Below are 22224 nucleotides of genomic sequence, written 5' to 3' on the forward strand. Positions count from 1 at the left end.
CGGGCTGCCGCATCGGCTGCGGTGCCGTCATCCTTTTCAGGAAGCGTTACATCATGAAAGACATGCTGCGGTCCCTATGGGCCTACAGGTATTTCATCTTCTCCTCGATCAAGAACGAATTGAGGATGCGTTTTATACAAAGCAAACTCGGCGCACTGTGGATGATCATCCATCCATTAATGCAGGTTCTGATTTTTGCAACGATTCTTTCGGAAGTGCTGTCAGCCAAGCTGCCAGGCATTGACAATAAATACGCATACGCGTTGTACCTGATGTCAGGCACGCTATGTTGGAGCATGTTCAGCGAGACAATCAATAAGTGTGTCTCACTGTTTGTAGAGAATGGTAACTTGATGAAAAAAATGGCGTTTCCCCGCATTTGCCTGCCCTTCATCGCTGGCGGTGCAATGCTTGTGAACAACATACTATTGCTGTTTGCCATCTTTATTGTCTTCGCTGTCCTCGGACATTTCCCCGGGCATCCTGTTCTTTGGCTGCCGATGCTCATGCTACTGACGCTCACCTTCGCTATGTCAGTCGGGCTGCTACTTGGTGTGTTTAATGTGTTCATGCGCGATATCGCACAGGTCGTGCCGGTGATACTGCAGGCACTGTTCTGGCTGACTCCCATTGTTTACAACATCACCATCTTGCCGAAGGAGGTTGGAGATGTTTTCAGGCTCAATCCTCTGTATCCGCTTGTTACGGCCTATCAGCAGGTTCTGCTATATGACAAGAACCCTGACTGGATGTCACTGGCGCCGCTTGGTTTGGCGACAGTAGTGCTGGGCGTAATGTCGCTCGTGGTGTTCCGGCGAGCAAGTCAGGAACTGGTGGACGCCCTATGAACGATTTTGTTATGAAGGTCGAGGGGGTCGGCAAGGCCTATCGGGTCTGGAGCAGCCAGTGGCTGCGCGCGGCGAGTTGGTTTGGCGCCCCTGTTCGCCCCCGCGAGGAGCACTGGATTCTGCGCAACGTGTCGTTCTCCATAAAAAGCGGCGAAACAGTTGGTGTGGTTGGACGCAATGGCGCTGGCAAGAGTACCTTGCTGAAGCTGATCACAGGAACGGTGCAGCCAACCGAAGGCCGTATTGTCCGCTCTGGTCATATCGCTGCAATCCTTGAGCTGGGCATGGGGTTCAATCCCGACTTGACCGGCCGGCAGAACGCCTACCATTCGGCGGGCCTGATGGGTTACTCGCAGCAGCAGATCGATTCAGCAATAGCAGACATTGAGGAGTTCGCAGAGGTTGGTGAATACTTTGACGAACCGGTAAGGACCTACTCCAGCGGTATGCAGGTGAGGGTGGCGTTTGCAGTGGCGACGGCGTTCCGGCCGGACGTGTTGATCGTCGATGAGGCACTTTCGGTCGGCGATGCTTACTTTCAAGCGAAGTGCTTTAAACGTGTTCAGGCGTTCAAGGAACACGGGACCACCCTGATCCTTGTGAGTCATGCCGTAGGCGACATCGTGAAGCATTGCGATCGCGTTCTTTTTATCAAGGACGGGGGAGTCTACGCGGATGGTCCCGCGCGTGAGATCTCAAATCTATATCTGGACGAATTGTTTGGGCGCACGTCGGGTGCCAGTCTTTCGCCAGGTCATGTTTCATTAGAGGTAATGCCTGACCAAGGCGCCGAAGACGTCTTTCATACCCGACACGGCTACAACCGCGGCGAGCATCGTTGGGGCCAGGGCGGGGCGAAGATCATCGACTACGCCGTCGTGAGCGGGGGGGAGCGTTTCCCCGCGCGGATCGAAAGCGGAGCGGTCACCAATTTTTATATGAAAGTCGTCTTCGAGCGTGATTTTGATAACGTTGTGCCCGGGTTTTTGCTCAAAACATTGGAAGGGCTATTTCTATATGGGACCAACTCGTTTTTGTCCAGTGATGGACGTGAAGTGATCGCTCCGCGTGCCGGTGACATGGTGACCTGCCACTTCAGTCTTCCGATGAGCGTCAATGAGGGGCATTACATGGTTTCCCTGGGAATTTCTAGCGGTGATCCGCTGGCTGAACTAGTGCCCTTGGATCGCCGTTACGATGCAATCATGCTTGACGTCAGTCGCCCTATGCAGTTCTGGGGAATCATCGACCTAAAGGCCGAATTTTCTACCGACGCTGCCTGATTGCCAACTTCCGCATGTCACGCTGACATGCCGCCTCCGCTTAGGTTCCTATCGATGATCGATTCTTTGCCATCTGTCACCAGCTCGATTTCCGACTTGGTGGCCGCCCTCCCTGAAAAGTATCAGCCGATCTTTGGCCACCCGGAGCTTTCCGAGGATAGCTCGCGTAGTTGCGAGGACAGACTCGAGCTGATTCTGGATGTTGCTGGTCGGCTCCAGACGGCACTGGAACGTCCTGCTCGCATACTTGACCTGGGGTGCGCCCAGGGCTTTTTCTCGCTCAATCTCGCTGCGCGAGGATTCATCGTGCACGGGGTGGATTTCTTGGATCGCAACGTTGCGGTGTGTCAGGCGTTGGCGCGTGAGCAAGGATCGGCAGCAGCAACGTTTGAATGCGGGCGGATCGAAGAGATTGTCGGGCGGCTAGAGCACGGCAGGTATGATCTTGTACTCGGGCTGAGCGTTTTCCATCACCTGATCCATGAGCACGGGCTCGAGCCTGTTGTCGATCTCGTCGGTCGCATCAATAGTTGCATCCCGATTGGGATCTACGAATTGGCTGTTCGAGAGGAACCTCTTTATTGGGCTCCCAGCCAGCCTGCCGATCCTGCAGAACTGCTGCAGCGCTACGCATTGCTTCGCGTATTAGCTCACCAGGTCACGCATCTTTCAGGAATCACGCGCCCCCTGTATTACGCAAGCAGCCACTATTGGCTGTTAGGCGAGGATTTTAGACAGTTCGATACTTGGCGTAGCGAATCGCATGCCAATGCGATGAACAGCCATGCTGGAACGAGACGCTACTATTTTGCGGAAGGCGTCTTGCTCAAGAAAATGTCGCTAGTCAATCCTGCACGTCGAAATATCAATCTCACGGAGTATGAAAACGAAGTCAGTTTCTTGCGCATGCCGCCGCCAGGCGTAACTGCTCCATCCTTGATGGCGCATCTTCAGGACAGCCAGGACGTGTGGATACTGCGTCAACAGCTCGCCGGGAGGCTGCTTTCGGAGCTGATCGAGGAGAAGGCGCCCTATGCCTATGAAGAAGTCGCCGATACCATCATTGCACAGCTTGTAGCACTTGAAGCTGCCGGGCTATATCACAATGATATTAGATGCTGGAATTTGTTGCTCGATGACGCCGGGCGCATTGCCTTCATCGACTATGGCGCCGTTTCTACCGAGGCTGCCGACTGCGTTTGGCCAAATGACTTGTTGCTTTCTTTACTTATTACTCTTCGTGAGATCGTGCACGGACAGGTGAGTGCGCCGCTTCCGGTACGACGCCCACTACTGGATATTTCCATGCTGCCTGCGCGATATAGGGATGCGTTCCACCATGTTCTTGCCTTGCCTCAGGAGAATTGGACCTATCGAGCCTTGCATGACGCACTCGGCCTAACTACATCTATGCCCGAGCAGGCCGGCTGGTTGCACGTCCTGCGCAAGCAGGAGGGAGCATTGTTAATATACGAGCGTTCTGCCAGACATCTGCAGAGCGAGCTAGAGGGGCTGAAGGCTAAGTTGAACGAGTCGCTGAGCAACGCACACCGCTGGTATCTACAGGCCGGGGAAGGCGACAGAATCAGAGAAGAACTCAACGAGACGATCCTAAGTCTGAATGAGGTGCATAGTTCGGACAATGCAAAAATGAATGAGGTTCGTCGCCGACTGCAAGCTACAGGGGTAAGTTTTGCAACACTGCGTGAGCAAATTGAGGATGTGCGTGCGCAACTCAACTCCTCGCTCCAGAACGCACATCATTGGTACTTGCGTGCCAGCGTTGCCGAACAAAATCTTCATGCGGTCCATGCAACTACGTCATGGCGCTTGACTCGACCATTAAGGGGCATGGCGCGTTTGGCAAGAGGTCCGAGAGCCTCAATTAGACGGATAATGGTTGCCTTGATCCGCCGGGTTTTGAAGCGACCTGCGTTTGCAAGAATGCTTAATCGTGCGCTGCGTAACTCACCCCCATTGCATTCGAAAATAAGAGCGCTTGCGACCTCAGATATGCTTATTGAACGTGCAGCTCACGCTGCCCCGCAACACGTCTCAATTGTTGGTCATGTGATCGATACAACAGCGCTCACCGAGCACAGTGCCGCGAGCCAGTTGTCTTCTCGCGGACTAAAGTTTTATGGGCGCATGCTGACAGCGCGTAACACGGAGCTTGTTTGATGCGTATTGTTATAGATCTTCAGGGTGCACAATCCGAAAGCCGCTTTCGCGGTATCGGCAGGTATAGTCTTTCTCTCGCGCTTTTTGTGGCGCGCCGTGCAAGAGGGCATGACATCCATCTTGCACTAAACGGGGCTTTCACTGAATCCATCAAGGATATACGTACCACATTCAAGGGTCTCGTCCCCCCCGAAAATATTCATGTGTGGCATGTTTCGCTTCCTGTCAATACGTGCGACTCGGGAAACGCCGCGCGATGTAATCATGCGGAGATCATTCGTGAGGCGTCGCTAGCTGCGTTGCAGCCGGACGTTTTACATGTATCTAGTCTGTTCGAGGGCTATGGGGACAATGCCGTGACCAGCATTGGCCGCGCATGCAGGGTCCCGACTATCGTTACGATGTACGATCTGATTCCCATCATGAATCCTGAGATTTACCTTGACCCGGAGCCAAATTATAAAAACGCTTATTTGAAGAAATTTTCTTATCTGCAGGAGGCTGATGCCTTGCTTGCGATCTCGGACAGTTCTGTCCAAGAGGCATGCCTTGTCGGTGGATTTGAACGGGAGCAGGTATACAACATCTCTGCAGGTTGCGACTCCGTGTTCGTGCCTCTCCAGAAGCTTGATCCAGCGCGCCGCTCGACTCGACGCAAATTTGCGATCGAGGGTGATTTTATTCTGTATACAGGGGGCGCAGATAGGCGCAAAAACCTCAAGCGCTTGGTCGAGGCATACGCTGGCGTACCTGCAAATCTTCGCAAGACAGCTCAACTCGTGCTGGCAGGACGAATGCCGTCGCCGCTAGTCGATGAGCTGATGCAAGTGGCAGCTGTCTGTGGCCTCGAATCCCGCGAAGTTCGTTTTACAGGCTACGTGACCGACGAGGAGTTGGTTGCGCTTTATAACGAATGTCGTTTTTTTGTGTTTCCATCTTGGCATGAGGGATTTGGTTTGCCAGTACTGGAAGCCATGGCATGTGGCGCCGCTGTGATCGCTGCCAATGCATCGAGCATACGTGAAATTGCCACCGAGCCAACGATGTTGTTCGACCCCTACGACACAGCCGAGATGAGTGAACGCATCCGATGGATGCTTGAAGACGAAGCGGCAGTTGCCGCCTCTCGTGCATTTTCCTTGCAACGCGCAAACGCGTTCTCTTGGGAGAAAAGCGCAGAGTCCTTCTTGGATGCATGTGAAGAAGTCCATGCGCGGTCGCTGCCACGGATAGGCGTTGAGGAGGTGATTGATCTTGCGATTGCGGCGATCAGCGCCGATGACGTTCATCCTCTGGCACTTGTTGCTGCAGCCGATGCGCTTGATCGCAGCATCGCGCCAGCGACGCGAATGTTGATGCTTGACGTGACCGAACTCGCAGCGCATGACCTTGGCACCGGGATTCAGCGCGTGACCCGTGCGATCTCTAACGAGTGGCTGCGTCAGGCGCCGGATGGCTACAGAGTTCAACTAATTCGTCTAGACCGTGATTCACGCCGCTATATCTGTGCGAATGCGTATGCTGGTTACCTGCTAGGGGAGGATCTGGGTCAAGACGCTCCGCTTGTTTGCCATGCCGGGGACGTGTTTCTAGGTCTGGATTTAGTAGGCCACGCGGTCGATGTTGCATCCGAGTGGTTCGACTACTTTCGTGCAACCGGTGTGCTTATCAATTTCGTCATCTACGACATCCTGCCTGTGCGACATCCCGAGTGGTGGCCCGGACCCGGTGGGCAGCACCACGAACGTTGGCTGCGAGGGATCATCGACGTGTCAGATCGTTTGATTTGTATTTCGCGAGCTGTGGCAGACGACGTTGAAGGCTGGATGCTTGAGAACGGAATCAAACAATGTCCAGATATGAAGTGGTTTCACCTTGGTGCGGATCTTGAAGGTAGTGCGCCAAGCCGCGGAATGCCAGAACGTGCGGAGCTTTTGTTGTCGCGTCTACAGCAGGTGCCAAGCTTTTTGCTAGTTGGTACTCTCGAACCACGCAAAGGACACGCAGGGGTCCTGGCTGCGTTTGAGCATCTCTGGTCAATGGGCAGTGACATCGCTTTGGTGATCGTTGGCAAGAAAGGCTGGCTGGTTGACGAACTCTGCGAAAAGCTCGAAAACCATCCTCAATTGCACCGCAACTTGTTCTGGTTGGCTTCCGCCAGTGATGAGTTCTTGGAGATGCTGTATGCAGCATGCACTTGCCTCATTGCTGCCTCCGAAGGTGAGGGTTTCGGGTTGCCGCTTATTGAGGCCGGCCAGCGCCGGCTGCCGGTGCTCGCCCGCGATATTCCAGTATTTCGAGAAGTGGCTGGTGAGCATGCTGCTTACTTTGTGGGCCGCACGCCGTTGGAGATCGGGGATGCGATCGAGAAGTGGCTAGAGCTTCATGCTCGCGGTGCGCATCCGCGCACGGATGCAATGCCTTGGTTAACGTGGGTGCAAAGTGCCGACCAACTTGCAAATGTTGCGTTGGCACCTGTGGCCCAAGAGTCAGTCTTAGTCAACGGCAAGTTATGATACGCAGATGGCATCTTACGTGGGGTGTGCTGGGCAAGACCAACAGCCCGCACTCCAAACTAGGCTGCCTCCCTAATTCTCAAAGAGTAATGTAAATGACTAACAAAAAGACGGCAATTATTACTGGTGTTACCGGGCAGGACGGTGCCTACTTGACCGAACTCCTGTTGGGCAAGGGGTACAAGGTCTATGGGACCTACCGCCGTACTAGTTCTGTAAATTTCTGGCGACTTGAGGAGGTAGGAGTCGCCAAACATCCTAATCTTGAACTGGTCGAGTACGACCTCACCGACCTCGGCACGACCATTGCGATGGTCCAGCGGATCCAGCCGGATGAGATATACAACCTGGCTGCTCAGAGCTTCGTAGGCGTCAGTTTTGAGCAGCCGACCACTACGGCCCAAATCACAGGTGTCGGTGCGTTGCACATACTGGAAGCCATTCGCTTGGTGAACTCAAAAATTCGCTTTTATCAGGCATCGACCTCGGAGATGTTTGGTAAGGTTCAGGCAATTCCTCAAAAAGAAGACACGCCTTTCTGGCCTCGTAGTCCCTATGGCGTCGCAAAGCTCTACGCGCACTGGATTACGGTGAATTATCGCGAAAGCTACGACATCTTTGGTTCCAGCGGGATCTTGTTCAATCACGAAAGTCCACTGCGTGGACGTGAGTTCGTGACACGTAAGATCACCGACTCCGTCGCAAAGATTAAGCTCGGTCTGCTTGACTGTCTTGAATTGGGCAATCTAGACGCGAAGCGAGACTGGGGTTTTGCGCAGGAGTATGTCGAGGGAATGTGGCGGATGCTTCAAGCTGACGAGCCGGATACCTTCGTGCTGGCAACCAATCGTACCGAAACCGTCCGTGATTTCGTCAGCATGGCGTTCAAGGGTGCGGGTATCAACGTCGAGTTCCGCGGTAAGGATGTCGATGAGGTTGCTGTGGACATGGCCTCCGGCAAGGCGGTTATGCGCATCAATCCGAAATTTCATCGCCCTGCAGAAGTTGAGCTGCTGATCGGCGACCCGGAGAAGGCGGCCCGCGTCCTTGGTTGGAAGCCTGAAACCACGCTGGAGCAGCTGTGCCAGATGATGGTTGAGGCCGATCTCAAGAGGAACGAGCGTGGCTTCTCATTCTGATCTGACTGGCAAGCGGGTGCTGGTTAGTGGAGCGACCGGTTTCACCGGACGCTATATGACGCAGCAGCTCAAAGAGCAGGGGTGCACGGTCATTGGTGTCGGGACGCGCCCCGACACTACGAGCTCGGCCGGCATCGACGAGTTTTGGCCGATGGATCTGCGGGACCCTGCGGACGTCGCTCGTGTTGTCACAGAGGCTGACGCCGAATATGTCGTTCATCTGGCGGCAGTGGCTTTCGTCGGCCATGGCGACGTCGACGATTTCTACCGCGTCAATCTGCTCGGCACGCGTAACCTACTACAGGCGCTGGCTTCAACCCGGCGCCGGCCCGAAAAGGTGCTGATTGCGAGTAGTGCGAATGTTTACGGCAATGCAACTGAGGGCGTGATCGAGGAATCGGTTGAGCCTGCGCCAGCGAACGATTATGCGGTTAGTAAGCTCGCAATGGAGCACGTCGCCCGATTATGGCAGGAGCGCCTTCCCTTGGTGATTGCCCGCCCCTTTAACTATACCGGGGTGGGTCAGGCAGCTAATTTCCTGGTACCCAAGATTGTTTCCCATTTTGCGTCGCGGGCTGCTTCTATAGAACTAGGGAACACTGAGGTATGGCGTGATTTCGGCGATGTTAGAGCGGTCGTGCTGGCTTACCGCCAGCTTCTGCAGTTGCCTGCGGCCGAGGGTCAGATCGTCAATGTATGTTCGGGCGTAGCCAGTTCACTTGGTGACATTATTAGGATCTGCGCAAAGATCACTGGTCACGAAATCGAAGTTCGAGTGAACCCGGATTTTGTTCGGCAGAATGAAGTCAAGAAGTTACTTGGCAGCAATGCCAAGCTGCAGCGCCTCATTGGTGATTGGCGATGTCCGCCGCTTGAGGAGACTCTGCGCTGGATGCTCGAGGCCTCCAGCCTCAAATAGTGAGAGCAGCCGAGGGCGGCTGGAAAATCCAGCTGAGCCCTCGCTGTGCGGTAAGCGTAGTGTTTTCTCGGCGTTGTCCTTACAGTCAAGCCTTCATCAGTAGCAACAGACCACGCATTGTTTCCGAAGGCTCATCGTCTGTCGCACTCGGACGTGCAAACTTCTAAGCTGGTGAGCCCGAAGGCGAGCAGCCGCTGGTCCATAGATAAGCCGATCTTTGCGGGAGATACAGGTGTTTCGTAGTTTAGAACGATGCGCACTACCTCACCCGGCTGGCGGGTTGTGACGGGAATTCTAAGCGCCAGTGGCAGCGGCTGTGCTGCAGTGATGCGGGTGTCGAGCGCTTGGATGCCGTTGACAGTGGCGAGTACACGCAGGGCCTGCTGAGGACCGGGCAAAAACGGATTTCCACGCAAAATCACCGTTGTCCTGCCAGCAGTCGCTGCGTTGACGCGGTAGCGCAATGATGACGTTGCACCTGCGGACCAGACGCCCCACGCCTCGTCGGACGACCAGCCTTCCGTGAGAAAGCTGCGAAGTGAGGCGGCGGCAATCTTGGTGTCTGCCGGCGGTTCGGCGATTAATGCTTCCTTAGCAGCAGCTGCATTTGAAGGTTTCGCACCACCTGGCAAACGGAAAACCACGACGTCGCCGTCTTCGCGAACCATCGCCGGCGGCTCGCCGATAGCGCGTGTCCATTCACCGATAACTTCAGCGCCTTGGTCAGCATAGCCTCTCTTGTCGATATAGACGGCGTCGAAGCCGAAGCGATGAAGAGCTTGCAGCTGCGTCGCAGCCGGTTGGGTTTCTAGGTTTCGGTAAAATAGGTCACCCTCGCGCCCCTTCATTCCCGCGTAGCTCCACTTCAGATGCTGCGAATGTAGGAATCCCACAGCCAGGTCATAAGTATGCAAGGCGTTCCTGGGAGGCACTTCCGGGAATGGCATGTAGGGCAACTGGTAAACGGCTGCACCGGGAGGCAGGGCAGCTTCGATGCTCTGTATGAAACGCTTGTCCTGCTCGTACGCAGTGCGAGCGTCAGATTGGCATCCGCTGCAGACAGGGGAGGTTTGGTCCCATGCACCGAAGACCAGTATGACGACAGCCGCGACCGGAGCGATGGTGATACCGTGCCGACGTCCTAACTTGTCGGACAGCAACTGCAGCACTATTGCCACTGCGGCGAGCGTGCTGAATGTGATGAAAATGCTGGCGCGGTTCCAACCTCGGATAGATGGCGATACAACATGCGCGAAGAGAGAGCCAAGCCCACCAATGGTCATGAATGCGAGAAGGACAGCAGACAGAGTGGCAAACAGCGCAATGCGTTCTTCTGTACGCTGCTCGGCCAGCCGCGCGAAGGCGACCAATGCCAGGATGGCTAGGCCAAAGGAGCCGATCAAGCCCATGGAGGCCGTCGTATTCTCATTGTTTAAGGGCGTGTTGGCCATGTACTTGGCGGTCACGTTGGCTAGTTTCGGCAATCTATGTTCTGGTCTGGGCAGGATCAAGTGCATCAATTTCACGCCATAGATTTCGGACTCGCCAGGTGCGCGGGCCGCGACCTCCGGGTTGTGACCGTTGATCCGCTCGTTGATCACATTGGGCGCGACATTTGCCAGCGTTCCAGCCGCGAGGAAAAAAATGGCAGGTGCAGCGATGCGGGTGATTGACGTCCAATTCTTTTGAAACAGCGCAATAAGGCAGCTTGTTCCAATCAGGATGAGGCCGAATGCCGTGTAGTAAACGCCGAAGCAGCTCAGGACGAGGTAAAGCACTGCAAGTGCGATCTTGCGCGTGGGTCGGGCGCTCCAGAAATCCAGCGATGCATCCGCGCGTGCAATCCGGATCGCAAGCATGAAGTAGATCGGGATGCTGAAGTACCAAGTGTAAAAGATGTGTCCCAGTCGAAGGAAGTGGAACGGCGCCAGCGTAAAGAGCATGGCTGTGGTAAAGGACAGCGAACGACCGATGCGCAGCCAGCGCATCACCCAATATGCCGTTAGAAAGTTCGCCGCAAAACCCAGTAGGAAGAACAGATTGAGTGCCGCGGCACTGCTGCCGGCAAGCATGCCGGCAAGCTTCAGGAACAGGAAGCTGCCGGAATCTGCTCCGGGATAATCCAGGAAGGAGGAGCCGAATGGGAATCCGCTCCGGGCGTTCTCGAAGATCCATCCTTCCATCGCTCGCTGCGTCAGCCAGAGGCTACTCAAAGCGTCGCCGCTATACGAGAGTGGGTAATCCAGCACAGGCAACAGGCCCGCCCGCCAGCCGACGAGCAGGACGCTGCCGGCCACTACGGACAGAACGGCGCCTAACAGCAGGGGCAGCCATTCGGCCTTGAGAAGTGGGCGGGCCGGCGTCGTAGGAGGAAGTAGGGTGCTCATCTAGTCCACAGTTCAAGGATGGATGCGCTGCGCCATCGGAGGCTGCAGGCAGGCGTTAGGTGGGGTGACGTTCTGCGCCGCGTCTGGCTCAGCCCTGGGGGGAGTCTCGCTTGGGGGCCTGCAACAACAACTTGCTCAGGATGAACGACACCGGCAGCGTGACAACGATGGAGATCAGTGGGCCGACCGCTGCCGGCACGCCCAGATGCCCTACGCTGAGTTTCAGCGCCAAGGCGCCAAGTGCGTAGGTCACCAGGTAGATGAGCGGAAACGCCGCGAACTTCAACCAACTGTGTTCAGCACGAAAGACGTAACGGGTGTTGATCAGGTAACTGAGCAAGATGCCTGCACAGAAACTCGCAAGATAAGCCCACTGATAATGCATAAAGCGAAGGAGCACCCAGTACAGCACCAGAGTCAGGCCCGTGTTGAGTGCCCCGCCCAGCAGGAAGCGCAGCGCTACGGAGATCAGTGGCCGATGCCGCCCGAGCAGGGCATCGGCCTGTGAGGACTCATCCGGCTGCATTCGCCAGACTCTTGAAGTCAGCGTAATCGCGAATGTATTCATCTGAATCGTAGGGCTCGGAAGCAAACACCAGGAGAACAGCGTCCTTCGAGTACTTGTATTGGGTGCCCCAGATCATCGGCGGCAGGTGGATGCCCTGGTTCGGCGAGTTGAGTTCGACGTCGATACGGCGGGTGCCGTCATCTGCAAGGACTCTGACCGAACCGGAGACACAGATCAGGAACTGATGGCAGCGCTTGTGCGCGTGTTCGCCACGGGTCTCCTGGGTGGGGACGCCGTAAACCAGAAAATACCGTCTTGCATTGAAAGGCAGGAAACTATCGAAATCTCCCACGGAGAGCGAGCCACGCATGTCGGCGAAACTGGGCATCCGGTACAGCTTGACGCCCGGAACGGCAGTGTCGGTGATTCCCTGGTCAACCGGCAATGCGGCAGGCTGGTTTGCGTCCTTGTCGGAAACGTAGCCGACAATGCGTGCGGGATTGCCAACCACAATGGCATTGGGCGGCACAGAGCGCGTAACGACTGCGCCAGCGCCGATCATCGCACCACTGCCGATGGTGGTGCCGGCCAGGATGGTTGCATTGGCGCCAATCGAGGCGCCCGACTCGACCACGGTGCCGAGGAATTTCTCGGGATACACCCTGCTGCGCGGGAACAGGTCGTTGGTGAAGGTTGCGTTCGGCCCTACGAAAACGTCGTCGCCCAAACGCACGCCGTCCCACAGTTGCACGCCGCATTTGACGGTGACGCGGTCACCTACGATGACATCGGATTCAACGAACACGCCGTCGCAGATATTGCAGTCGCGGCCTAGGCGCGCTCCGGGAAGCACGTGCGCGAATGCCCAGACGCGGGTGCCCTCGCCGATGTTCTCGCTCTCGCAAAGGGCATTGGGATGCACGAAATAACTCACGGTTTATCCTTTTCGAAGTTTTCGACCGACTGCATGATCGACAGCGGACGTGCCTTGGTATTTTCGAACGCATGCCAGGCGTAGGTACCCACGATACCCAGGCCCAATGAATTGAGCGCGCCGAAGAAGAGAATGGTCAGGATGGTCAGGGTATAGCCCGGCACTGCGACGAGTCCGGAAAACTTCGCGGCCAGCACCAGCGCACCGAGCAGCGTGGTAAATGCCAGCGCGATCAGGCCCAGCGCCGTCAGCATGCGGACCGGCAGGTCGGTGAACGCAAAGACGCTGTCGGACAGATACCGCAGTTTCTTGCTCAGGGTCCAGGCGCTCTTGCCGTGCTGCCGCTCGCGCCGCTGGTAACTGACGAATTCGCGCTTGCCGCCCAGCCAGAACAGCTGCGCAAGCAGGCTGGAATGGGCTTCGTTCAACAGCAACAGCCGCTCGAGGAAACCACGGCTGACAGCGAAGATATCCACGCCACCCTTGGGAATGTCCTTGATGACCATGCGCCGGTAGGTTGCCCAGAACAAGGTCGACGCCAGCTTCGAGGCCGCCGGATCGCTGCGCGCTTCGCGCACGCCGAAGGCCACGTCATAGCGCTCGCTGGCGTAGCGTTGCCAGAAGTCGATGACCAGCGTTGGGGGTTCCTGCAGATCGGCGGCCATGACCGCCGTCAGCTCCCCGGAGCTGAGCTGCAGCCCGGTACGGATCGCCGGAAATGCGCCGAAGTTGCGGGTCAGCGTTGCCAGTTGCGAGCGGAACGCGCAGCCCGGCAACTTTTCGCGCAGCAGGGCGTAGCTGCGGTCAGGGCTGCCGTCCACCACGAAAACCGCTTCGAAATCCCCACCCACGCTCCGTGCGATGAAGTCGACGGCCTGTAGCAGTTCATCGATCGAACCCTCGTTGCCATAGATCGGAACGACGAGGCTGAGAGAAGGCAATTGCACGTCGCTCAGAACCGGTTGCATGCTTCGATGACCCGGTCGACTTCCGCGTCGGTCAGCTCGGGGAAGCAGGGCAGTGTGGTGACGCGCGCCGCATCGGCTTCCGTGTTTGGCAGTACCACTGAATCAAATGCACCCGCATGGCAGGGCTGACGGTGGTCACACAACGGGTAATGGACTTCCGTCTGCACACCGGTGGCCTGCAAGTGTGCACGCAGTTGCTCACGGTCATCGCAACGCACGACGTACAGATGCGCCACGTTGTCAGCGCCCACCTGGCCGGCTGCTTCGATCCTAGGGTTGGACAGCCCCTGGGCGTAGCGGTTGGCGATCTCCCTGCGACGCTGGTTCCAGCCATCCAGCAGGGGAAGCATGTACCGCAGCATGGCGGCCTGCAGCTCGTCGAGACGACTGTTGCGGCCACCCCGCAAGCTGTTGGTGTACTTGGCTGTCCATCCGTACTGACGCAGTTGCGCAGCTCTGGCGGCCAGCTCGTCGTCCTTTGTCACGATCGCGCCGCCATCGCCCAGTGCACCCAGATTCTTGGTCGGATAAAAGCTGAAGCAAGCGATATCGCCGAAGCTGCCTGCGCGATGGCCATTTCGCTCCGCGCCGTGGGCCTGGGCGCAGTCTTCCAGGACCTTGATGCCACGCGGTTGGCAAAGCGCGACGATCGCTTCGATGTCGGCAAGTTGGCCATACAGGTGGGTCACGATGACGGCTGCTGGCGCACTGCCGCCAGCGAGCATTGCTTCCAGCGCAGGTACGGACATCAGCCCAGTGCCCGCACCTGTATCGACAAACGCCGGCGAAGCGCCACATGCCAGGACTGCGCTGGTGCCATACATCGCGGCATTCGCAACAACGGCCACCGTATCACCGGGCCCGACGCCCAAGGCCTTCAGGGAGAGCTCCAGGGCGTCGGTTCCATTGGCGACGCTGACACAATGACGGACGCCGCAATAGTTGGCGAACTCCTGCTCAAAGGCCTTCACGTTCGGACCGAGCACATAGTAGCCACTTGCGACGATAGTGCTTGCGATTTGAGACAGGGCATCCTGTACGGGCGCGATGTGGCGGGACAACGAGTTGACGGGAATCAGAGCGTCCATGGAATCCGAGGTATCAAGTGATGTGTGGATGGAGTTGAAATGCTGCGGCAGCGATGCACGGCCGAGGAATCTTTGAGCAGAAGGATATCGCGTTCGACCGCTGGTCAGCGGGCAGGCCTGGCCCAGGGGGACGATTGGGGGAGCCAACCTGGCTTGTTTGGTATGGCGCCGGACTTTCGATGCAGCGCAGGAGGTTTGAACGAACACAAGCGTCGGCCCCGCAATCGATGCCGGCAGTGCATGGGCAGCGCTGGCTGCCAGATCCGCCTCCTTGCAGCGCGGTCTATCGCGTATCCGTCTTCATTCGCAGCACCGGGACTTGTCGACGCACCGGTTCCGGCGACGAGGGGCGACACGGAGCTGACGACCTTCAACCCACGTGTGGCCGGAACCTCGAAGCTCTGCAAGGGCATCTACGGTATCCCGATAAGTGACGCCAATTATAACGACACGTGCTGTTGTGGCGGACAGTTTGTCGGCCGCCCCCCGCGATCCTGACCGGCGCCGCGCAGCCGATTGGCCACGCGGCGCGCATCGCCGTATCAGCTCAACGCCTGTTCCAGCTCCGGCAACAGCGTGAACAAATCCCCCACCAACCCGATATCGGCAATCTCGAAGATCGGCGACTCCGGGTCCTTGTTGATCGCCACGATCGTGCCGGCGTCCTTGATGCCGGTCAGATGCTGGATCGCCCCGCTGATGCCGATCGCCACGTACAGCTCGGGGGCGATGATCTTGCCGGTCTGGCCGACCTGCAGTTCGTTGGGCACATAGCCGGCGTCCACGGCGGCACGCGAGGCGCCCACGGCGGCGCCGAGCTTGTCGGCCAGGCTGTAGATGTGCTGGAAGTTCTCGGCCGAGCCGACGCCGCGGCCGCCGGAGACCACGCGCTTGGCGCTCTGCAGGTCGGGGCGGTCGGAGCTGCCTGCGGCCAGCCCGATGAAGCGGGTGTGGGTCGGCAGCGCGGCATCCACAGCGACGGACTCGATCGTTGCGCTGCCACCGGCTGCCGCTTCCGGCCAGGAGGCGCTGCGCACGGTTGCGACCACGACCTGGTCGGCCGGTGCCTTCACCGTGATGATCGCATTGCCGGCGTAGATCGGGCGCTTGAAGGTGTAGGCATCTTCGACTGCCATCAGGTCCGAGACCTGGTTGACGCCCAGCAGCGCGGCCACCACCGGCATCAGGTCCTTGCCGAAGGTGGTCGAGGGGCCGAACACATGGGTGTAGCCCTGGCCGGCGAGCTGGGCGATCTGCGGCCCCAGCACCTGCGCGATGGCATGTTCGTTGGCGGCGTTTGCCACCGTCAGGACGCGGGCAACACCCGCCAGCTGCGCGGCCTGGGTCGCAACCGCGGCTGGGTCGGCCGCCAGCACGACGACGTCGATGGCCTCGGCCGACACGGCCAGCGCGGCGCTCAGGGTCTTGGCGGTGGCCGCGTTGAGCTGGCCGTTGAGATGTTCGGCAACGATGAGAACCTTGGCCATTACAGCAACCCCTTCTGCTTGAGTGCGGCCACCAGTTCGGCGGCATCCTTGACCATCACCCCGCGGCTACGCTTGGACGGCGGCGCATAGTGGGTGGTGCTGAGGCTGTCGTGCGCAGCGACGCCAAGATCGGCAAAGGCCAGCGTTTCCAGCGGCTTGCTCTTGGCTTTCATGATGTCCGGCAGCTTGATGAAGCGCGGCTCGTTCAGGCGTAGATCGGTGGTGATCACCGCCGGCAGGTCCACTTCCAGCGTTTCCAGGCCTGCGTCCACCTCGCGGGTCACCGTGGCCTTGCCATCGGCGACCACCAGCTTGCCGGCGAAGGTCGCCTGTGGGCGCCCCCACAACGTGGCGAGCATCTGACCGGTCTGGTTGGCGTCGTCGTCGATCGCCTGCTTGCCCAGGATGACCAGGTCCGGCTGTTCCTTTTCGACCAGCTTGAGCAGGGCGCGCGCGGCGGTCAGCGGCTGGATCGCCGCGTCGGTGACCACGTGGATGGCGCGGTTGGCGCCCATGGCAAGCCCGTTGCGCAGATGCGCGGCCGCATCGGCCGGCGCCAGGGTGGCGACCACCACCTCGGTGGCGATGCCGGCGTCGCGCAGGCGCAGCGCCTCTTCCAGGGCGATTTCGTCGAACGGGTTCGGCGAGAGCTTGACGCCGTCGGTGACCACACCGGAGCCATCGGGCTTGACCTGAATGCGGACGTTGTAGTCCACCACGCGCTTGTAGGCGACGAGGATTTTCATCGTGTACGAGATCCTTCAGCTGTTGCGGGAAGGCCCGGCCGCGGCGGCAGGCTCGGGAGTGGGGCCATTCTAACCGGGCAAGCAGTACCATGCGATGGCGTATGGATGCTGCGGCGCAACAGCTTCGCGCAGTTGTTCGGGCAATGCTTAGGCCCGGTATTGCCCGGACCGTATATCCTGTGTGGTTTGAAAATGCGGCGCCGCGCGCGCGCGACCAGGAGGGGTAGACAGTGGCGACTTGGCTAGTAACCGGCGGGGCCGGCTTTATCGGCGGAAATTTTGTTCTTGAGGCAGTCGCGCGCGGGGTCCGCGTGATCAATCTCGACGCGCTCACCTATGCGGGGAACCTGAACACGCTGGCGTCGCTGGAGGGCAATGCCGACCATGTCTTCGTCAAGGGCGACATCGGTGACGGCGCGCTGGTGACCCGGCTGCTGCAGGAACATCAACCGGATGCGGTGCTGAACTTCGCTGCCGAAAGCCATGTGGATCGCTCGATCGAAGGCCCCGGCGCGTTCATCCAGACCAACGTGGTCGGCACCCTGGCCTTGCTCGAGGCCGTGCGCGATTACTGGAAAGCGCTGCCGGACGCGCGCCGCGAGGCCTTTCGGTTCCTGCATGTGTCCACCGACGAGGTCTATGGCACGCTGGGCGAGACCGGCAAGTTCACCGAAACCACGCCGTATGCACCCAATTCCCCGTATTCAGCATCCAAGGCGGCCTCCGATCACCTGGTGCGCGCGTTCCACCACACCTACGGGCTGCCGGTGCTGACCACCAACTGCTCGAACAACTACGGCCCCTACCATTTCCCGGAAAAGCTCATTCCGCTGGTGATCGCCAAGGCGCTGGACGGCGAGCCGTTGCCGGTGTATGGCGATGGCAAGCAGGTGCGCGACTGGTTGTTCGTCAGCGACCACTGCGAGGCGATCCGCACCGTGCTGGCCAAGGGCAAGGTCGGCGAGACCTACAACGTGGGCGGCAACTCCGAGCGCCAGAACATCGAGGTCGTGCAGGCGATCTGTGCGCTGCTGGATCAGCATCGCCCGCGTGCGGACGGCAAGCCACGCGCAAGCCAGATCACCCATGTCACCGATCGCCCCGGACACGATCGTCGCTATGCAATTGATGCGTCCAAATTGAAGGACGAACTGGGTTGGGAGCCCAAGTACACGTTTGAGCAAGGAATCGGCAAAACGGTTAAGTGGTATCTGGAAAATCAAGAGTGGGTGCGTGGTGTCCTGGACGGTAGCTACCGGATGCAACGCCTAGGTGCCTTGTAAGGTACTCACCAATGAACGTGCCATCTAAATCAGTGAGAACCATATGACCCAACGTCGAGGCATCATCCTGGCAGGCGGCTCCGGGACCCGCCTGTATCCAATCACCAAGGGTGTCAGCAAACAGCTACTACCGGTGTACGACAAGCCGATGATCTATTACCCGCTGAGCGTCTTGATGCTTGCTGGGATACGCGAAGTTCTGATCATCAACACTCCCCACGAGCAGGCGTTATTCAAATCGTTGTTAGGTGACGGATCTCAATGGGGAATGTCAATCTCGTATGCAGTTCAGCAAAGCCCTGACGGGCTTGCGCAGGCGTACTTGATCGGGCGCGACTTCGTCGACAACAAGCCAAGCTGTCTCGTGCTGGGAGACAATATTTTCCATGGGCATGGACTTACGGACATTCTGCGTCGTGCCGCCGCACGCAGCGATGGAGCCACCGTGTTTGGTTACTGGGTCAACGACCCGGAGCGATACGGTGTAGCCGAGTTCGATGGCAATGGAAAAGTTGTCGGCATCGAAGAAAAACCAAGTTCGCCTCGATCCAACTATGCGGTCACCGGTTTGTATTTCTACGACGGCAAGGCAGCAGAGTATGCGGCTGGACTGAAGCCTTCCCCACGTGGCGAATTGGAAATTACCGATCTCAATCGACGTTACCTTGAGGAAGGAGACCTGCATCTGGAAGCCTTAGGGCGAGGTTACGCATGGCTGGACACCGGCACGCACCAATCATTGCATGAGGCGTCCAACTTCATCGAAACCATCCAGGCACGGCAGGGGTTACAGGTTTGCTGCCCAGAGGAAATTGCGTTCGGGCAGGGATGGATTGATCTTGCGCAGCTTGAGTCGCTAGCTGCGCCATTGCTGAAAAATGACTATGGTCGCTACCTGAAGGAGCTTGCGCGGCGAGGAGCCAAGCTTTGAAAATCCTACCCACAAGGCTGGATGGCTGCTGCGTTATCGAGCCTGCGATTCATACAGATGATCGTGGATTTTTTTTTGAGGCATGGAATGCTGAGCGCTTCAAGCAAAATGGCTTGAATATGCAGTTCGTGCAGAGCAATGTTTCATGTTCAAGCAAGGGCGTCATTCGTGGGTTGCACTACCAGTGGCCTCGCCCTCAGGGGAAATTGATTAGCGTGCTCGAAGGTGAGGTCTACGACGTTGCAGTGGACATCCGCGTCGGCTCGCCGACTTTTGGAAAGTGGGAGGCAGTAATACTTAGTGGTGAAAATCGCCGGCAGTTCTGGGTTCCAGAAGGTTTCGCACACGGGTTTGCTGTACTTTCTGAAACAGCTTTCTTCAACTATCTCTGCACCGACGTGTACGTCAAGGAAGCGGATGCAGGCGTGCGTTGGAACGATGCGGCGATCGGTATCGATTGGCCGATCAGCGATCCATTGCTGTCGGCCAAGGACGCCAAGGCGCCGTTTCTGGATGAGGTGCCAGCCGACCGACTGCCGGTGTATATGCCGTGACCACGTTGGTGTTTGGTGCGAACGGGCAGGTGGGGGCGGAACTGTTGCGCGCATTGGCCGCCGATGGCTCGGTGCAGGCAACGACACGCAGTGGTCAGCTGCCTGACGGCAGCGCCTGCGAGACGGCGGACTTGGACGCACCGCAAACGCTAACTGCCTTGCTGGACCGGGTTTCCCCGTCGCATGTGGTCAATGCCGCCGCCTATACCGCGGTGGATCGCGCCGAGCAGGATCGCGCCAGCGCATTGCGTGTCAATGCAACCTCGCCTGGCGTCATCGCCGCCTGGTGCGCATCCCGTGACGTACCGCTGGTGCACTACTCGACCGACTACGTCTTCGACGGTCGGGGCACAGAACCGTATCCGGAAGACGCGCCGACCTCGCCGCTGGGCATGTATGGCGAGACCAAGCTTGCGGGTGAGCAGGCCATCCGTGCTTCCGGCGCGCAGCATCTGATCCTGCGCACGGCATGGGTGTATGCCTCGCATGGCGCGAATTTCCTGCGCACCATGTTGCGTGTCGGTGCCGAGCGCGATGAGCTGCGGGTGGTGGCCGACCAGGTCGGAACACCCACGCCCGCGGCCCTGATCGCCGATGTCACCGCGCAGTTGCTGCGCCAACGCAGACCAGGCACCTCGGGGACATGGCACCTCACGGCAGCAGGGCAGACCAGCTGGCATGGCTTTGCCGAGGCGATCTTCCAGGAGGCGGTCAGCGCAGGCCTGTTGTCGCGCGCGCCGCGTGTGGTGCCCATCACGACCGCCGACTACCCGACGCCCGCACAGCGGCCGGCATACTCGCGGCTGTCGATCGACAAACTGCAGCGCGATTTCGACATCGTGTTGCCGGACTGGCAAGTCGGCCTGCAGCGCGTGATTGCCGAAATCGCCGCTGCCAGGCACTAGATACGCGACTCTGGCCGGTGGCGATATTTCCGCCGACGCATTCAAGCCGCAAACGCAAACAGCCGGGAATCCCCGGCTGTTTGCTTATGTACTGCAGAATCCCGAAAGCGACCGATCAGGTACGCCCGTAGGTATCTTCGAAACGCACGATGTCGTCTTCGCCCAGATAGCTGCCGGACTGCACTTCGATCAGTTCCAGCGGCAATTTGCCCGGATTGCGCAGGCGATGGGTCACGCCAAGCGGAATATAGGTACTCTGGTTCTCGGTGAGCAACAGCACCTCTTCGCCACGCGTGACTTCTGCGGTGCCGCTGACGACGATCCAGTGTTCAGCGCGGTGGTGATGCATCTGCAGGCTGAGCACGGCACCGGGCTTGACGGTGATGCGCTTGACCTGGTGACGGTGACCCATGTCGATCGAATCGTAAGCACCCCACGGACGATAGACCTTGCGATGCCAGGTCGCCTCGGAGCGACCGTCGGCCTTGATCCGGCCGACCACATCCTTCACTTCCTGGATGCGATCGCGGTGACCGACCAGAACGGCGTCTGGCGTTTCCACCACAACCACGTCTTCCAGGCCGACCATGGCGATCAGGCGCGAGCCATACGCATAGGTGTTCTTGCAGTCCAGCTGGATGACATCGCCGTGGTGTGCATTGCCCTGGCCGTCCTGTTCGGAGACGTCCAGCAGCGACGACCACGAACCGACATCGTTCCAGCCGGCATCCAGCGGCACCACCACTGCATCGGCAGTCTTTTCCATCACCGCATAGTCGATCGAATCCGATGGGCTGGAGGCGAACGCGTCCTTGTCCAGACGGGTGAAGTCGGCATCGCGCTTGCCGCCTTCCCACGCCTTCTGGCAGGCATCGGCAATGGCCGGCTGGAACTTGCGCAGTTCTTCCAGGTAGCGCGAGGCACGGAACAGGAACATGCCGCTGTTCCAGTAATACTCGCCGCTGGCCAGATACCCCTGCGCGGTGGCCAGGTCGGGCTTTTCGACGAAGCGCTCGACCGCAGTGGCGCCGGTGCCGGCACCGGCCTTGATGTAGCCATAACCGGTTTCAGGCGCGGTCGGCTTGATGCCGAAGGTGACCAGCTTGCCCTGCTCTGCGGCGGCGGCTGCGACGGTGACTGCCGCCTGGAAAGCAGCCTCGTCACGAATGACGTGGTCCGAAGGAAGCACCAGCAGCAGCGGATCACCACCGTTACGGGTGGCTTCCAGCGCAGCGACGGCAATTGCCGGGGCAGTATTGCGTCCCTTGGGCTCGAGCAGGATGGCCGACGGCTTCACGCCCAGCTGCTGCAACTGCTCGGCGGCCATGAAGCGATGCTCTTCGTTGGCCACCACGATGGGGGCGTGTGCCGCCACCGGAGCAGAACGCAACCAGGTGGCCTGCAGCATGCTGTGCTCGCCGACCAGCGGCAGGAACTGCTTGGGATAGGATTCGCGCGACAACGGCCAAAGGCGCGTGCCGGAACCGCCGGACAGGATAATCGGAAGGACATCGCTCATGAGCGGGGAAACTCCAATGCGTCAAAGT

Annotated in this window: 18 protein-coding genes; 10 read left to right on the plus strand and 8 right to left on the minus strand. The window is 58.6% G+C overall.

Annotated features, from left to right (window positions below; genetic code table 11):
* The first annotated feature begins 53 nt into the window (after positions 1-53).
* From EO141_RS07155 to EO141_RS07180, 6 genes are all read left to right on the plus strand, one after another.
* Entirely contained in the window at positions 54-848 is a 795-nt protein-coding gene (locus tag EO141_RS07155) for an ABC transporter permease (RefSeq protein ID WP_184360992.1), read from the plus strand.
* On the plus strand, positions 845-2131 hold the full coding sequence (locus EO141_RS07160; protein ID WP_127168827.1) for an ABC transporter ATP-binding protein: 1287 nt from the start codon (positions 845-847) through the stop codon (positions 2129-2131). Before EO141_RS07155 ends, EO141_RS07160 begins: the two co-directional genes overlap by 4 nt.
* A gap of 54 nt (positions 2132-2185) precedes the next feature.
* Positions 2186-4312 carry a methyltransferase domain-containing protein gene (locus EO141_RS07165; protein ID WP_127168828.1) on the plus strand — a complete coding sequence of 709 codons (2127 nt, stop codon included), beginning with the start codon at positions 2186-2188 and terminating at the stop codon, positions 4310-4312.
* Positions 4312-6828 carry a glycosyltransferase family 1 protein gene (locus EO141_RS07170; RefSeq protein WP_127168829.1) on the plus strand — a complete coding sequence of 839 codons (2517 nt, stop codon included), beginning with the start codon at positions 4312-4314 and terminating at the stop codon, positions 6826-6828. The genes EO141_RS07165 and EO141_RS07170 overlap by 1 nt, the downstream gene beginning before the upstream one ends.
* A gap of 95 nt (positions 6829-6923) precedes the next feature.
* Complete coding sequence (gmd, locus tag EO141_RS07175) at positions 6924-7967, plus strand: GDP-mannose 4,6-dehydratase (protein WP_127168830.1); 1044 nt, start codon at positions 6924-6926, stop codon at positions 7965-7967.
* Positions 7951-8886 (plus strand): NAD-dependent epimerase/dehydratase family protein, encoded by a 936-nt coding sequence (locus EO141_RS07180; RefSeq protein WP_127168831.1) that lies wholly within the window; start codon positions 7951-7953, stop codon positions 8884-8886. Before gmd ends, EO141_RS07180 begins: the two co-directional genes overlap by 17 nt.
* A 131-nt stretch (positions 8887-9017) precedes the next feature.
* Here EO141_RS07180 and EO141_RS07185 read toward each other — a convergent pair whose 3' ends face one another.
* The 7 genes from EO141_RS07185 to EO141_RS07215 all read right to left on the minus strand — a co-directional run bounded on the left by EO141_RS07185 (position 9018) and on the right by EO141_RS07215 (position 17004).
* Positions 9018-11273 (minus strand): sugar translocase, encoded by a 2256-nt coding sequence (locus EO141_RS07185; RefSeq protein ID WP_127168832.1) that lies wholly within the window; start codon positions 11271-11273, stop codon positions 9018-9020.
* Between the two features lie 88 nt (positions 11274-11361).
* Positions 11362-11799, minus strand: a complete 438-nt coding sequence (locus EO141_RS07190; protein WP_127168872.1) for a GtrA family protein — start codon at positions 11797-11799, stop codon at positions 11362-11364.
* The gene (locus tag EO141_RS07195; RefSeq protein ID WP_014506561.1) at positions 11786-12715 is read right to left on the minus strand and encodes a WxcM-like domain-containing protein; all 930 of its coding nucleotides are present in this window, start codon (positions 12713-12715) and stop codon (positions 11786-11788) included. The genes EO141_RS07190 and EO141_RS07195 overlap by 14 nt, the downstream gene beginning before the upstream one ends.
* Positions 12712-13683 carry a glycosyltransferase family 2 protein gene (locus EO141_RS07200; protein ID WP_127168833.1) on the minus strand — a complete coding sequence of 324 codons (972 nt, stop codon included), beginning with the start codon at positions 13681-13683 and terminating at the stop codon, positions 12712-12714. Before EO141_RS07200 ends, EO141_RS07195 begins: the two co-directional genes overlap by 4 nt.
* Entirely contained in the window at positions 13668-14771 is a 1104-nt protein-coding gene (locus tag EO141_RS07205; RefSeq protein ID WP_127168834.1) for a DegT/DnrJ/EryC1/StrS family aminotransferase, read from the minus strand. The genes EO141_RS07200 and EO141_RS07205 overlap by 16 nt, the downstream gene beginning before the upstream one ends.
* A gap of 542 nt (positions 14772-15313) precedes the next feature.
* Positions 15314-16258, minus strand: coding sequence for an electron transfer flavoprotein subunit alpha/FixB family protein (locus EO141_RS07210; RefSeq protein WP_127168835.1), 945 nt, complete (start codon positions 16256-16258; stop codon positions 15314-15316).
* Positions 16258-17004: an electron transfer flavoprotein subunit beta/FixA family protein gene (locus tag EO141_RS07215; protein ID WP_104583290.1), complete on the minus strand. Its 747-nt coding sequence runs from the start codon at positions 17002-17004 to the stop codon at positions 16258-16260. The genes EO141_RS07210 and EO141_RS07215 overlap by 1 nt, the downstream gene beginning before the upstream one ends.
* A gap of 230 nt (positions 17005-17234) precedes the next feature.
* Here EO141_RS07215 and rfbB point away from each other — a divergent pair, with 230 nt between their 5' ends.
* From rfbB to rfbD, 4 genes are read left to right on the plus strand one after another with little or no spacing between them, the layout of a single operon-like run.
* The gene (rfbB, locus tag EO141_RS07220) at positions 17235-18287 is read left to right on the plus strand and encodes a dTDP-glucose 4,6-dehydratase (protein WP_127168836.1); all 1053 of its coding nucleotides are present in this window, start codon (positions 17235-17237) and stop codon (positions 18285-18287) included.
* A 43-nt stretch (positions 18288-18330) separates the two neighbouring features.
* Positions 18331-19218 (plus strand): glucose-1-phosphate thymidylyltransferase RfbA, encoded by an 888-nt coding sequence (gene rfbA, locus EO141_RS07225; protein ID WP_127168837.1) that lies wholly within the window; start codon positions 18331-18333, stop codon positions 19216-19218.
* A complete protein-coding gene (rfbC, locus tag EO141_RS07230; RefSeq protein WP_127168838.1) occupies positions 19215-19772 on the plus strand; it encodes a dTDP-4-dehydrorhamnose 3,5-epimerase in 558 nt (185 codons plus the stop codon). Before rfbA ends, rfbC begins: the two co-directional genes overlap by 4 nt.
* A complete protein-coding gene (gene rfbD / locus EO141_RS07235) occupies positions 19769-20677 on the plus strand; it encodes a dTDP-4-dehydrorhamnose reductase (RefSeq protein ID WP_127168839.1) in 909 nt (302 codons plus the stop codon). Before rfbC ends, rfbD begins: the two co-directional genes overlap by 4 nt.
* 115 nt (positions 20678-20792) lie before the next feature.
* Here rfbD and EO141_RS07240 read toward each other — a convergent pair whose 3' ends face one another.
* The gene (locus EO141_RS07240) at positions 20793-22196 is read right to left on the minus strand and encodes a mannose-1-phosphate guanylyltransferase/mannose-6-phosphate isomerase (RefSeq protein ID WP_104535074.1); all 1404 of its coding nucleotides are present in this window, start codon (positions 22194-22196) and stop codon (positions 20793-20795) included.
* Positions 22197-22224 lie beyond the last annotated feature (28 nt).

Origin of the sequence: Xanthomonas sp. BRIP62415 (genome assembly GCF_003993515.1) — a bacterium.
GTDB classification, from domain to species: domain Bacteria; phylum Pseudomonadota; class Gammaproteobacteria; order Xanthomonadales; family Xanthomonadaceae; genus Xanthomonas; species Xanthomonas euroxanthea.

What these genes read in the sequence shown, in the direction of transcription:
- EO141_RS07155 (WP_184360992.1), top strand. Translation starts at nt 54, where the DNA reads ATGAAAGACATGCTGCGGTCCCTATGGGCCTACAGGTATTTCATCTTC.
- EO141_RS07160 (WP_127168827.1), top strand. Translation starts at nt 845, where the DNA reads ATGAACGATTTTGTTATGAAGGTCGAGGGGGTCGGCAAGGCCTATCGG.
- EO141_RS07165 (WP_127168828.1), top strand. Translation starts at nt 2,186, where the DNA reads ATGATCGATTCTTTGCCATCTGTCACCAGCTCGATTTCCGACTTGGTG.
- EO141_RS07170 (WP_127168829.1), top strand. Translation starts at nt 4,312, where the DNA reads ATGCGTATTGTTATAGATCTTCAGGGTGCACAATCCGAAAGCCGCTTT.
- gmd (WP_127168830.1), top strand. Translation starts at nt 6,924, where the DNA reads ATGACTAACAAAAAGACGGCAATTATTACTGGTGTTACCGGGCAGGAC.
- EO141_RS07185 (WP_127168832.1), bottom strand. Translation starts at nt 11,273, where the DNA reads ATGAGCACCCTACTTCCTCCTACGACGCCGGCCCGCCCACTTCTCAAG.
- EO141_RS07190 (WP_127168872.1), bottom strand. Translation starts at nt 11,799, where the DNA reads ATGCAGCCGGATGAGTCCTCACAGGCCGATGCCCTGCTCGGGCGGCAT.
- EO141_RS07200 (WP_127168833.1), bottom strand. Translation starts at nt 13,683, where the DNA reads ATGCAACCGGTTCTGAGCGACGTGCAATTGCCTTCTCTCAGCCTCGTC.
- EO141_RS07205 (WP_127168834.1), bottom strand. Translation starts at nt 14,771, where the DNA reads ATGGACGCTCTGATTCCCGTCAACTCGTTGTCCCGCCACATCGCGCCC.
- EO141_RS07210 (WP_127168835.1), bottom strand. Translation starts at nt 16,258, where the DNA reads ATGGCCAAGGTTCTCATCGTTGCCGAACATCTCAACGGCCAGCTCAAC.
- EO141_RS07215 (WP_104583290.1), bottom strand. Translation starts at nt 17,004, where the DNA reads ATGAAAATCCTCGTCGCCTACAAGCGCGTGGTGGACTACAACGTCCGC.
- rfbA (WP_127168837.1), top strand. Translation starts at nt 18,331, where the DNA reads ATGACCCAACGTCGAGGCATCATCCTGGCAGGCGGCTCCGGGACCCGC.
- EO141_RS07240 (WP_104535074.1), bottom strand. Translation starts at nt 22,196, where the DNA reads ATGAGCGATGTCCTTCCGATTATCCTGTCCGGCGGTTCCGGCACGCGC.